This window comes from Gilliamella sp. A7, from assembly GCF_002142015.1.
In the GTDB taxonomy this organism is placed as follows: Bacteria; Pseudomonadota; Gammaproteobacteria; order Enterobacterales; family Orbaceae; genus Gilliamella; species Gilliamella apis_A.
The window spans coordinates 1-12,074 of sequence record NZ_NASN01000006.1; the positions used below are offsets into that span (position 1 = coordinate 1).

General features: G+C 33.9%; 10 protein-coding genes, 2 tRNA genes and 1 rRNA gene. 10 read left to right on the forward strand and 3 right to left on the reverse strand.

The genetic code is table 11. The annotated features are described in order from the left end of the window. Positions 1-3 precede the first annotated feature (3 nt). The 4 genes from rrf to B6D18_RS02900 all read left to right on the forward strand — a co-directional run bounded on the left by rrf (position 4) and on the right by B6D18_RS02900 (position 790). Positions 4-119 (forward strand): 5S ribosomal RNA (gene rrf / locus B6D18_RS02885). A 36-nt stretch (positions 120-155) separates the two neighbouring features. Further along, a tRNA-Asp gene (locus B6D18_RS02890) sits at positions 156-232 on the forward strand. A gap of 9 nt (positions 233-241) precedes the next feature. Then, positions 242-317 (forward strand) — tRNA-Trp (locus B6D18_RS02895). Between the two features lie 134 nt (positions 318-451). Continuing rightward, entirely contained in the window at positions 452-790 is a 339-nt protein-coding gene (locus B6D18_RS02900; RefSeq protein WP_086363058.1) for a DUF413 domain-containing protein, read from the forward strand. A gap of 4 nt (positions 791-794) precedes the next feature. Here B6D18_RS02900 and B6D18_RS02905 read toward each other — a convergent pair whose 3' ends face one another. The 3 genes from B6D18_RS02905 to znuC all read right to left on the reverse strand — a co-directional run bounded on the left by B6D18_RS02905 (position 795) and on the right by znuC (position 4,009). Then, on the reverse strand, positions 795-2,318 hold the full coding sequence (locus B6D18_RS02905; RefSeq protein ID WP_086363059.1) for a YifB family Mg chelatase-like AAA ATPase: 1,524 nt from the start codon (positions 2,316-2,318) through the stop codon (positions 795-797). Positions 2,319-2,438: 120 nt separating this feature from the next. After that, a complete protein-coding gene (gene znuB, locus B6D18_RS02910) occupies positions 2,439-3,239 on the reverse strand; it encodes a zinc ABC transporter permease subunit ZnuB (protein ID WP_086363060.1) in 801 nt (266 codons plus the stop codon). Further along, positions 3,236-4,009: a zinc ABC transporter ATP-binding protein ZnuC gene (gene znuC, locus B6D18_RS02915; protein WP_086363061.1), complete on the reverse strand. Its 774-nt coding sequence runs from the start codon at positions 4,007-4,009 to the stop codon at positions 3,236-3,238. The genes znuB and znuC overlap by 4 nt, the downstream gene beginning before the upstream one ends. Positions 4,010-4,127: 118 nt before the next feature. Between znuC and znuA the strand changes: the two genes are divergently transcribed. From znuA to pal, 6 genes are all read left to right on the forward strand, one after another. Continuing rightward, on the forward strand, positions 4,128-5,045 hold the full coding sequence (znuA, locus tag B6D18_RS02920; protein ID WP_086363135.1) for a zinc ABC transporter substrate-binding protein ZnuA: 918 nt from the start codon (positions 4,128-4,130) through the stop codon (positions 5,043-5,045). 28 nt (positions 5,046-5,073) lie between these two features. After that, positions 5,074-6,435: a murein DD-endopeptidase MepM gene (mepM, locus tag B6D18_RS02925; protein WP_216818818.1), complete on the forward strand. Its 1,362-nt coding sequence runs from the start codon at positions 5,074-5,076 to the stop codon at positions 6,433-6,435. A gap of 123 nt (positions 6,436-6,558) precedes the next feature. Continuing rightward, the gene (gene mrcB, locus B6D18_RS02930; RefSeq protein ID WP_216818819.1) at positions 6,559-8,865 is read left to right on the forward strand and encodes a bifunctional glycosyl transferase/transpeptidase; all 2,307 of its coding nucleotides are present in this window, start codon (positions 6,559-6,561) and stop codon (positions 8,863-8,865) included. Positions 8,866-8,878: 13 nt separating this feature from the next. Next, complete coding sequence (gene mutM / locus B6D18_RS02935) at positions 8,879-9,688, forward strand: bifunctional DNA-formamidopyrimidine glycosylase/DNA-(apurinic or apyrimidinic site) lyase (protein ID WP_086363063.1); 810 nt, start codon at positions 8,879-8,881, stop codon at positions 9,686-9,688. 401 nt (positions 9,689-10,089) lie between these two features. Further along, positions 10,090-11,385 carry a Tol-Pal system beta propeller repeat protein TolB gene (gene tolB, locus B6D18_RS02940; RefSeq protein ID WP_173795300.1) on the forward strand — a complete coding sequence of 432 codons (1,296 nt, stop codon included), beginning with the start codon at positions 10,090-10,092 and terminating at the stop codon, positions 11,383-11,385. A 153-nt stretch (positions 11,386-11,538) separates the two neighbouring features. Next, a complete protein-coding gene (gene pal / locus B6D18_RS02945) occupies positions 11,539-12,012 on the forward strand; it encodes a peptidoglycan-associated lipoprotein Pal (RefSeq protein ID WP_086363065.1) in 474 nt (157 codons plus the stop codon). The last annotated feature ends 62 nt before the right edge of the window (positions 12,013-12,074 follow it).

Here is a 12,074-nt window from a genome sequence, read left to right on the forward strand (position 1 = left end):
ATGTCTGGCGGTAATAGCGCGGTGGTCCCACCTGACCCCATGCCGAACTCAGAAGTGAAACGCCGTAGTGCCGATGGTAGTGTGGGTATTACCCATGTGAGAGTAGGGTGCCGCCAGACTTTTAAATTTTATATATTATACATACCAAATACGGTGGAGCGGTAGTTCAGTTGGTTAGAATACCTGCCTGTCACGCAGGGGGTCGCGGGTTCGAGCCCCGTCCGTTCCGCCACCTTTTTCTAGGGGCGTAGTTCAATTGGTAGAGCACCGGTCTCCAAAACCGGGTGTTGGGAGTTCGAGACTCTCCGCCCCTGCCATAAAAGAAGTTATTTTGCTCTAAATTTAATCACTTATTCAAATTTCTTTACATAAATAAAAAAATTTTGTTTACATATTTACTTTGTCAATTATAATTCCCGCCCAACAAAATTTATAATCTAGAGGATATAAAATGGCTGAGAGTTTTGTAAGTCAACAACGTTTTTTTGATAACAAGAATTATCCAAGAGGTCTTTCTCGTCATGGTGATTTTACTATCAAGGAAGCTCAGATCTTAGAAAAATATGGTTGTGCTTTTAGAGATCTTGATACAGAAGTTAAAAAGCCAGCTACTCCAGAAGAAAAATCTTTTGTTGCGGTTTGTAAAGGGAAAAAAGAACCATCTACTGATTATGAAAAAGTGTGGATAAAATACCTTTCTAAAATTAATAAACCAAAACGTTTTCACACATTATCAGGAGGGAAACCTCAAGTTGATGTAAGTGATGATTTTGTTGATAGTGATGATTAATGCTTTAGCCAATATTTTTGTGCAATTGAATTAATAAACGATCCATAGAACGATAACTCAGCGCTTCAGAAATATGTTTTCGTTCTATGTTTTTTGAACCGTCTAAGTCAGCAATAGTGCGCGATACTTTTAATATCCGATGCCATGCTCTAGCTGAGAGACCTAACTTAATTAAAGCCTGCTCTAAATAATTATTATCTTCATCACTTAGTAAGCAATGTATTTGAATTTCTTTTGGTGATAATTGACTATTTAATTTGTTATTTCTTATCATTTGAATCTTTCTTGTCTCAATCACTCTTTTTTTTACTTTTTTTGTTGATTCTGTTGTTGTAATCTTTTGGCTTAATGTACCTTTTGGCAGTAGTGGTACTTCAATAGAAATATCAAACCGATCTAAAAATGGCCCAGATAGTCTATTTAAGTAACGTATTATTTGTTGAGGTGTTGTTCTGTTATGAGTGCCTTGATAATGACCTGTAGGACTAGGATTCATTGCCGCTATGAGTTGAAATTTTGCGGGAAATTTTATTTTTGCATTAGCTCTTGAAATAACAATTTCACCAGACTCTATGGGCTCCCTTAGTGCATCTAAAACTTTACGGTTAAACTCTGGTAACTCATCTAAAAATAAAACTCCATTATGTGCTAATGAAATTTCGCCTGGTCTGGGAATTGATCCACCTCCTACTAGTGCAGCTGTTGATGCACTGTGATGTGGAGATCTAAATGGTCTTGTTCGCCAATTTTGTATTGAACCATTTGAGTTAACAAGACTTGCAATTGCAGCACTTTCAAGTGCTTCATCATCTGATAAGGGTGGTAATAATGACGTTAACCGTGTTGCTAACATTGTTTTACCTGTTCCTGGTGGTCCTATCAATAATAAATTATGTCCACCGGCTGCTGCAATTTCTAACGCTCTTTTAGCATGTTCCTGACCAATTATATCTTGTAGGCTAACGTGTTGATCATTTTCTTCTTGATATTGTCTATATTCGACTGATGGTAAGTTAATTTCATTATATAAATATTGACATAATTGCAATAAATTATGCGTAATTAAAGTGTGATTTTGATGTATTAACGATATTTCAGATTGATTCTCAGCTGAAATAATTAAAGTACGATTATTTTTTTTCGATGATATGGCTGCTGGGATCGCTCCTTTCACCGCCTTAATTTCACCCGAAAGGGCTAATTCACCTAAAAACTCATATTTAGCAAGGTGATCCATTGGTATCTGTTCTGTTGCTGCAAGAATAGCAATAGCTATAGGTAAATCGAAACGACTTCCTTCTTTAGGAAGATCTGCAGGGGATAAGTTAACGGTTATTTTCTTTGCTGGAAATGTAAAACCACTATTGATAATAGCACTTCTAACACGGTCTTTAGATTCTTTTACTGTTGCTTCTGGTAAACCAACAAGTACGAAGCCCGGTAAACCATTACTAATATGTACCTCGACGTTAATTTGAGGTGCTTGTATACCAATAGAGGCTCTAGTAAAAATAATAGCGAGAGACATAATCTTATCATCAATAACATTGAAATTCTTGATAGCTTATTAGCAATTAAAAATTGTTATAAATAATAGATAGAAAAATACGTAGCTTCTCGCAATAAATTTTATATTTTTGCAAACATTTTAATTTTTCTTACTTAAAAATAATTTAGAAATAAATAGTGATATAAAAAATAAGCAAGTATTGCTTAATACAACAGAAGGACCAGTAGGCGTATCATAAACTAATGAAAATAGTATGCCACCAATGATTGAGCACATGCCAATTAATATTGCTATAATTGCCATTGATTCAGGATTTTTAGCATAGTATTTTGCAGTAGCTGCTGGGATGATTAACAGTGCTGTAATTATTAAAGCGCCAACAAATTTCATAGCAATACCTATCGTTAATGCTAATAGTATGGTTAGAATAAATTTTGTTATTGGTACATTAATTCCATGACTAAATGCTAATTCTTCACTAACCGTAATAAATAAAAAATGATTCCATCGCCACACAAGCAATAGTCCAATTATTACTACACAGATGATTATTTGGTAAACATCAAACATCGTTATAGATAAAAGATCACCAAATAGATAGCCCATTAAATCAATGCGTATATTATTCATTAAACTTATTACAACTAAACCTAATGAAAGAGCGCTATGAGCTAAAATACCCAGTAAAGTATCAACAGGAAGTTGCTTTTGAGAATCTAACCATAATAATCCAATAGCTAATATCAATGTTACTAAAATAATGGCATAAAATAGATTGATATTTAAAAGAAAACCAAAAGCTACCCCTAACAATGCTGCGTGAGATAATGTATCGCCAAAATAGGACATTCTTCGCCAAACAACAAATGTACCTAAAGGTCCTGTCAAACAGGTTAAACTTAATCCTGCCAGTAAAGAGGGTAACAGTAACTCTATCATTGTTTTTTTCCTCGTTGGTCAGGTAATATAATTTTTTGATTATGTTGATGTTGGCAAAAATCATGGTCATGATTGTGATGATGTTTATATAAAGCCATTTGTGAAGCGCCATGTTGTCCAAAAAGCGAAATAAACTCAGGATCATTTGAAACACTTGCTGGTGTTCCTGAACAACAAATATGGTGGTTTAAACAAATTACCTCATCAGTTTTTGCCATGACTAAATGTAAATCATGTGAAACCATTAATACACCACAGTTAAATTGTTTTTTTGCATCAATAATTAAATCATATAACAGTACCTGTCCATTAACATCAACACCTTGTGTAGGTTCATCAAGAATGAGTAACTTTGGGCGTTTGGCTAATGCTTGTGCTAAAAGAACTCGCTGCAGTTCACCACCTGATAGTTGATGCATGGATCGATCTATCAAATATTCAGCCTTAACTAATGATAATGTTTTATGAATATCTATTTGACTTAACTGTTTATTTAACCGCATAAAACGTTTTACAGTAATCGGTAAAGTTGGATTTAAATTTATGGATTGAGGGACATAGCCAATAGTTAAATCAGAGGTACGTTTAATAGTACCTGTTGTTGGTTCAATTAAACCTAAGATAACTTTTACAAGCGTTGATTTACCAGCACCGTTTGGCCCTAATACTGTAATAATTTGATTTAAATTAACTGTTAATGAAATATCATATAATATTTTTTGCTTATTTATTTCAACGGAAATATTATCAAGAGACATTAATTGTGCCATGATATTATTAGTCCTTGCTGGTCAATATGTTATGTTATATTATAACAACCATTTTGGTTTATTCCATCATATTTTATAAATATTGGATGATAATGTGAAAAATTTAACTAACAGCACTATAAAGTTTATCCGTTTTTTTTTATTAGCTTTTTTATCTATTTTGGGACTAATAGCTAATGCTAATGCAACGGTAATTTCTTCAGTAAGACCTATTGGGTTTATTACCGAAGCAATCGCATCAGGTGTAATAGATACTGATATATTATTACCGGATGGTGCTTCACCACACAATTATTCATTGAAACCTTCTGATTTAATTAAAATCAAAAATGCAGATTTCATAATTTGGGTTGGTGAGGATATGGAAACTTTTATGCCAACTGTCTTAAAAAATATTGATCACCAGAAACAAATTGAATTAATGGATATTGCTGAAATTAAAACTTTACTTCGTACAAATCATCAAGAAGATGAACATCATAATGATATGCATACTAGTAGTGATCATCATCATGGTGAATATGATGAACATATTTGGCTTTCTCCCAATATTGCTAAAATCATTGCTAAGTCAATTCATAATAAACTGCTTAATTTATACCCCAATAAAGCAGCGATACTTGATGTAAATTTAGACAAATTCATTACAAATTTATCAAAAACCGAACAAAACATTGCAAAAAAACTAATTAACGTCCAAAATAGAGGCTATTTTGTGTTTCATGATGCTTATGGTTATTTTGAATCGCATTTCGGATTAAAGAATCTAGGAAGTTTTACCATAAATCCAGCAGTACAGCCTGGTGCTCAAACAGTTTATGCAATTCAAAAAGAATTAGCTGAACATCAAGCTGTCTGTGTTTTTAGAGAGCCACAGTTTAGCCCAGCAATAATTAAAAAAGTAGTGAAAGGTACGGATGTCCGAATTGGTGAGTTAAATCCATTAGGGACAGGTATCCCGATAACAAAAGATTCATATTCACACTTTTTATTTGCATTGACACAAGAACTGTTGGATTGTTTAGATAAAAAATAATTTAGATAATAGATAGTTAAGGTTAATTTTGGTACAGCAGATTAAATCCCCTGATATTGAAAAAAATAATTTGAAGATTCCTTATTTTTCAATATTAGGTGTCCTCGTTGTTGTGATTTTAGTAACTATATTGTGGCGTCCTTTAAATTTAGATCGTACAGTGTATGTTCCGTTAAATTCACAAGTGCAAACCACCGTAAAAGATACATCAACATCATCAGTTGCTATTGGTGATGGTCGGTTAGATATTGTTGGTGATAAATCAAAATCGGAAAATGTTACTGAATCATCCGATGTTCCAGAAGATGATATAGCTAAAGATGAATTAGATGATATTTCCGAAGAAAAAGATAATACTATTCAATATACTATTGTGCGTGGAGATACATTACATGATATTTTATATCGCTATAATGTTAATCGAAATGATGTTATACAGTTAACAAATAATTTTAAACAGCTCGCCAATTTAAGAATTGGTCAACAATTAAGTTGGACAACTGACGATAACCATAATTTGTTAACTTTCAATTGGACAATATCAAGCAATAATATTCGAATTTTTGAAAAGTCAGGCAATAAATTTATAGAAAGTTCTGAAACTATAGAAAGTATTTCTGAAAATGTTGTCATTAAAGGTGATCTTAAAACTAGTTTTGTTGCAGATGCACGTAAAGTAGGCTTAACGAGCAATGAAATCGGTATTATTACTCGAGCTTTGCAGTGGCGATTGGATTTTCGCCGCTTAAAAGCTGGTGATAAATTTGCTGTATATTTGTCACGTGAAATGCATGGTAAAATATTATCTAATAGTAAAATTCTTGGTATTCGAATTCAAAATGGAACTAAGGATTATTATGCTATTTTGGCTGATGATGGTAATTACTACGATATTAATGCTAGTAGTTTGTCTCAAAGTTTTTTCCGTTATCCTTTGGAAAAGCAAGCTCGTGTCTCATCAGGATTTAATCCACGCCGTGTAAATCCAGTTACAGGTATTGTTACAGCGCATAATGGTGTTGATTTTGCTGTTTCTCGAGGAACGCCCGTTTTATCGGTTGGTAATGGTGAGGTTGTTATTGCGAAATATAGTGGTTCTGCCGGTAACTATGTTGCCATTCGACACGGTAGGCAATATATGACAGCTTATATGCATCTTGATAAAATTTTAGTAAAACCAGGACAACAAGTTAAGCAAGGCGATAAAATTGGTTTGTCTGGTAATACTGGACGTTCAACAGGACCTCATTTGCATTTTGAATTACATATTAATAACAAACCGGTTAATCCATTAACTGCTAGTTTGCCAATTAATGATGGTTTGACAGGTAAATCTAAGAAAGCATTTGTAGAAAAAGTTGAAAATATTAAATCTCAGCTTAGTTTTTAACTAATTATTGTCTTCAAATTTATTATTTAAACTAAAAATTCTTATGCGAAAGAAGGCCAATGCATCAGTAAAAAGTTGTGCTATCATAAGACAATTTTATTTAAAATAAATATCAGGTGCAGTTTGAAAAAAACAACGAAAAAGACATCTAATAAAAAAACTTCGAAGAAAAATAACAAATCATGGTGGCGCCGTATCTGGTGGTTGCTATTTAAGTTATTTCTTATATTTGTTGCAGTAACTGTTGTTTATGGAATTTATTTAGATCAACAAATTAAAGAACGGATCGATGGTAATGTCTGGGAATTACCAGCTGCTGTGTATGGGCAAATTGTTGATCTTGAACCTGATAGTGATTATAGCCTGAGTGATGTTGTTACGTTGTTAAAAGGTGCACAATATCGTCAGCAAGATAGTAAAGCAACTCGTCCTGGCGAATTTATTGTCCAAAATGATTCTGTTGAGATTTATCGACGACCATTTACTTTCCCTGATGGCGAAGAGCAAGCTTTTCGTGTCAGAATTACTTTTTATGATAATAGAATTGATCGTATATCTAATTTAGATACTGGTCGTGACTTTGGTTTGCTTAAGATCGACCCTAAATTAATAACCATGATGCATTCACCTAATGGTGAACAACGCCTTTTTGTCCCGTTAAAAGAGTTTTCTGATTCGTTAGTTAAAACTTTAATTGCAACTGAAGATAAACGTTTTTATGACCATCATGGTGTAAGTTTATATTCTATTGGTCGAGCTATCTTTGTCAATTTGACTACTGGTCGAACTGAAGGTGGCAGTACATTAACACAACAAACAGTTAAAAACCTATTTTTGACTAATGAAAGAAGCTTAAGCCGTAAAATACGTGAAGCATATATGGCTATAATTTTAGATGCTCGTTATAGTAAAGAACGTATTTTAGAACTGTATTTAAATGAGGTTTATCTAGGGCAAGCTGGTAGTGAAGAGATCCATGGCTTCCCATTAGCAAGTCTTTATTACTTTGGCCGTCCAGTTAATGAATTATCATTGGATCAACAAGCTGTATTAGTGGGTATGGTAAAAGGCGCTTCATATTATAATCCTTGGACACAACCACAACAAGTGATTGAGCGCCGTAATGTTGTCTTAAAGCTTGCTGAACAGCAAGGGATTATAGATGAGGAGTTATTCAACCTACTCAGTCAGCGTCCACTTTCTGTTTTACCAAAAGGAGGAGTGATATCTCCACAACCAGCATTTATGCAAGTTGTACGTAGTGAGCTGAGAAAACAGTTAGGTGATAAAGCAGATCACCTTTCCGGTATGAAAATATTCACCACCTTTGATCCTGTAGCTCAAGCTGCAGCTGAACAATCTGTAACCAAGGAAATTGAAAATTTACGTAAATCTACGAATAAAGATCTACAAACTGCAATGGTTATTGTCAGTCGTGAAACTGGTGAAATTCGTGCAATTATTGGTAGTGCTGAACCTCGTTATCCTGGTTATAATCGTGCTTGGTTAACAAGACGAGCAATTGGTTCACTTGCAAAACCATCAACTTACTTAACAGCATTAGGCCAACCGGCACATTATCAGCTTAATACTTGGCTTGATGATAGCCCATTATCGATAAAGTTGGATAATGGTGGTTATTGGCAACCAAAGAATTTTGATCGTAAGTATCGCGATAACGTGATGTTAATTGATGCATTTGCCCTTTCACTTAACGTCCCTACCGTTAATTTAGGTATGGCGTTAGGTTTAGATGCAACCAAGAATACTTTACAAGCATTAGGTGTTCCTGAAGATCGTATTCCGAATTTACCATCACGATTATTGGGTGCGCTAGAGCTAACACCTTTAGAAACCGCACAGATGTTCCAAACTATTTCGAATAATGGTCAACGGGCACCATTAACAATTTTAAGATATGTATTGTCCGATAAGGGCGAACTCGTTTATCAAAGTTACCCACAACAAATTCAAGCTGTTTCTCAACAGTCGGCTTATTTGACGACTTATGCGATGCAACAAGTAGTTGAATCGGGAACATCGCGTTCTTTAAAAGCTAAATATGGATCATTTAAGTTAGCTGCGAAAACCGGGACCAGTAATGATTCTCGTGATAGCTGGTTTACAGGAATTGATGGTAAAAATGTTGCCGTAGTTTGGATAGGTCTTGATGATCATTCTCCGATGAAATTAACGGGGGCAACGGGTGCCTTAAAAATATATAGCGAATACTTACAAAATAATCCGCCAAAAAGGTTACAACTTCCTGTGCCACAAAATATATTTATGGTACCTATTGATATTAATGGACAATGGCAGTGTGATGGAAGTGGTGTACGTAGTTTACCTGCATGGACAAATAATCCTCAAAGTTTATGTTCGGCTAGCCAACAGGCACCAAGTTGGGTGACAGACTTGTTAAATAATTAAATGAGGTTATTATATGCCCGAATTACCAGAAGTTGAGACAAGTCGACGAGGTATTTTACCTTATTTGAAAGGCCAAGCTATTAAGCAGATTGTTGTCCGAAATCCAAAGCTTCGTTGGCCCATAGATGAAACAATTAATAATATTCAAGGGCAAGTGATAGTAGATGTTAAAAGGCGTGCCAAATATCTGCTATTACAGCTGACTCATGATTGGGTTGTCATTCATTTGGGAATGTCTGGTAGTTTGCGGATATTAGAGACAAATCAACCACCAGCTAAACATGATCATGTAGATTTAGTATTAGCAAATGGCGTGAGATTAAGATATACCGATCCAAGGCGTTTTGGTTCATGGTTATGGACTCATTCGATTGACGAATTAACTCAATTGAAGCACTTGGGACCAGAACCGTTGAGTGATGACTTTTCAGCTCATTATTTATTTGAAAAAGTTAAAAATCGAAAAATACCAATCAAAAGCTGGATTATGGATAATCATATTGTCGTTGGTGTTGGTAATATTTATGCATCAGAATCATTGTTTTTAGCTAGAATTAATCCGAATCGAAAAGTTAGTAGCTTAACATTAGCCGAATGTAAACGATTAGTAACAGCAATTAAGCTGGTACTTACAAAATCTATAGAACAAGGAGGAACGACACTTAAAGATTTTGTTCAATCTGATGGTAAGCCAGGTTACTTTGTTCAGAACCTCCAAGTATATGGCCGAGAAGGTGAGAAATGCTTAATTTGTCAATCTAATATTAAGTCTAATAGAATAGGACAGCGTAACACTTTTTATTGTGAAACTTGCCAAAAATAATAGATAAAAATTACTGATATTTTTCTTTTCTGACAATTGTTTCAATTATTGATAGAAATATTAATTCCATTTTTTTAGCTTCAAATTATATAAAAAGACTCATCAATCACTTTTAACTTACTCTAATTCGGAATAGTATAGATAATAAACAATGTATTTGTGGATTTTAAAAAGATATAATAGTATAAATTAAAAAAATCTTTTTTACTCAAAAGGCTATAGACTTGTTATTTAATATCGGCTATCTTTCTCGCTGTAAAATTAACTATATTTTGTAAAGCATAGTATCTATTATTAATTAATTGTAATATTTCAATTTTAAAATACTTTTACTTTTCTTTATATGGGGTTAAAAATATTTTAACCTAGGGTATTTCGCTTTGATTAAGGAATTTAAGATGATCAAATTTGCTTCTCGCTTTTTGATAGCTTGTTTTGTTTTATTATCTACAATGATGGCTACAGCTGAAGTTAGAATTGTAATTACTGATGGAGTTAGTTCAGCTAAACCTATTGCTGTTGTACCATTTAAATGGACTGGCAGCGGACAACCTCCCCAACTTGTAGATAACATTGTCGCATCCGATTTGCGTAATAGTGGTAAATTTAATCCTATTGACATAGCTGCAATGCCACAAAAGCCAACTACTGCTTCCGAAGTTAATTCAGGTGTTTGGAGTAATATGGGTATTTCTGCTATTGTAGTAGGATCAATTCAACCAGATGTTTCAGGAAAATATCTTATAACTTATCAATTAGTTGATACTGTTGAAAGACCAGGTACCGTATTAGCTGAGAATCAATTTTCTATAGAACAACGTTGGTTACGTTATGCTTCTCACACAGTAAGTGATGAAATTTTTGAGGCATTAACCGGTATTAAGGGTGCATTTAGAACTCGTATCGCTTATGTGGTAAAAAACAAAAAAGGACCTTATACCCATGAATTGCGTGTATCAGATTATGATGGCTATGATCAAATCACAGTGCATCGCTCTAAAGAACCTTTAATGTCGCCCACTTGGTCTCCTGATGGTAAAAAATTAGCTTATGTAACTTTTGAAAGTGGTCGTTCTGCTTTAGTTTTAAAAACGTTAGACAGTGGTGCGGTTGAAACAATTGCTTCATTCCCTCAACACAATGGCGCACCGGCATTTTCGCCTGATGGAAAAAAATTAGCTTTTGCTTTGTCAAAAGGGGGAAGTTTAAATTTGTACATGATGAATTTGAGTTCTAAAAAGATTACCCAAATAACATCAGGACGTAGTAATGATACAGAACCTTCTTGGATGCCAGATAATCAAACCATAGTTTATACCTCTGATCAGGCTGGCCGTCCGCAACTTTATTCAATTAATATTAGTAGTGGGGAATCACAACGGGTCACTTGGGACAATACTCAAAATCAAAATGCACGCGTATCTCCAGATGGTAAGTTCATTGCTGTAATATCTACTAATAATGGTGAGCAACATATTACTCGATATGATATAGAAAGTAATACATATCAACGATTAACTGATACTTTCTTAGATGAAACCCCGAGTATTGCTCCAAATGGTACTATGATTATCTATAGTTCTTCACAAGGTTTGGGTACTATTTTAAATCTTGTTTCAACTGATGGTAATTTTAAGGCAAGTTTACCTGCGACAGATGGGCAAGTAAAATTTCCTTCTTGGTCACCTTATTTATAAGATTGACTAAATTTTAAGCAATAATAACATTATTAAAATTGTGTAAATGTTAAGGTCGTTATAATATATGCTTCTAATCTTTCTAGTTAGTAACGGGAGTTACTTTGAAGTTGGTTAGATGTAAAATTTATTTAAAAAAAAGGAGTTAATACAATGCAAATTTCTAAATTTCTTAAAGTAGCTGCGGTTGCTTTACCATTAATGGCTGTAACTGCATGTGCTTCAAACAGCATTAGCAAAGTAGGTGGTAATGGTGTTTTATCAAAAGAAGCTTTAGAGCAACTTCAAAAACTAAAACAAGTTAACACTGTTTATTTTGATTATGATAAATACAATGTTAAAGCAGAATATGAAACATTATTAAATGCACATGCTGTATTTATTCGTACAACTAACTTAAATGTTATTATCGAAGGTCATGCCGATGAGCGTGGTACTCCAGAATATAATATCGCTTTAGGTGAACGTCGTGCATCAGCAGTTAAATCTTACTTACAAGGTAATGGTGTTTCTGGTGAACAACTATCAATCGTTTCTTATGGTAAAGAAAAACCAGCAGTATTAGGTCACAACGAAGCAGCTTATGCTAAAAACCGTCGTGCAGTAGTTACTTACGCTGGATTCTAATCCTATCTAATGACGGCTGATTTATCAGCCGTTTTCTGTTTCCAAAGTTCACGTTGAGTTTA

Coding starts and splice junctions, on each gene's coding strand:
- B6D18_RS02900 (WP_086363058.1), top strand. CDS start 452: ATGGCTGAGAGTTTTGTAAGTCAACAACGTTTTTTTGATAACAAGAAT.
- B6D18_RS02905 (WP_086363059.1), bottom strand. CDS start 2,318: ATGTCTCTCGCTATTATTTTTACTAGAGCCTCTATTGGTATACAAGCA.
- znuB (WP_086363060.1), bottom strand. CDS start 3,239: ATGATAGAGTTACTGTTACCCTCTTTACTGGCAGGATTAAGTTTAACC.
- znuC (WP_086363061.1), bottom strand. CDS start 4,009: ATGGCACAATTAATGTCTCTTGATAATATTTCCGTTGAAATAAATAAG.
- mutM (WP_086363063.1), top strand. CDS start 8,879: ATGCCCGAATTACCAGAAGTTGAGACAAGTCGACGAGGTATTTTACCT.
- pal (WP_086363065.1), top strand. CDS start 11,539: ATGCAAATTTCTAAATTTCTTAAAGTAGCTGCGGTTGCTTTACCATTA.